The following is a 605-nucleotide window of genomic DNA, read 5'->3' on the forward strand; positions in this document are numbered from 1 at the left end:
CTTGAGACAGGCAAGCTCCACCGCAGATAAAGCCATCGAATGGATCACGGCGCAGGCCAGCAGTACACCGCCGAGGTATGTTAGGGCGTACTTGTCGTAGCGGGTCGCGATGCCGCGCCACTGCTTGAGCCGATTGAAGCCACGTTCGACGGTGTTGCGCAGCGCGTAGATCTCGGCGTCGAACGCCGGTGGGCGGCCGCCGGCGGATCCCTTGGCCTTGCGGCGGTCGATCTGATCTCGACGTTCGGGAATCGTGTGCTTGATTCTGCGGGAACGCAATTGGGTACGGGTGCTCGGATGCGAATACGCCTTGTCGGCGAGCAACCGGAAATCGTCAGCGGACTGGTCTGAATCCCTGCATGTCGCGGCGTAATCATCGAGCAGCGCCATCAATTGCGGGTTGTCGCCGGCTTGGCCGGCGGTGAGCCGGACCGCCACGGGAGCTTCGCGAGGATCAGTCAGCGCGTGGATCTTGGTGGTCAGCCCGCCGCGGGAACGCCCGATCGCATGATCGTCGGGCTCATCGGCAGATTTCTTGTAATTCGAATTCGACAGTGCCCCCTGTGCACAACGTGTCCGAACGGGCGCCCGCCGAGTGTTGATGG

Annotated in this window: 1 pseudogene; it reads right to left on the reverse strand. The window is 62.8% G+C overall.

Going from position 1 to position 605, the window contains the following annotated elements:
- Window positions 1-605: pseudogene (locus JF781_RS28145) on the reverse strand (IS5 family transposase); the annotation flags it as partial.

The sequence above is a fragment of the Mycobacterium sp. WUMAC-067 genome (genome assembly GCF_020217485.1).
In the GTDB taxonomy this organism is placed as follows: domain Bacteria; phylum Actinomycetota; class Actinomycetes; order Mycobacteriales; family Mycobacteriaceae; genus Mycobacterium.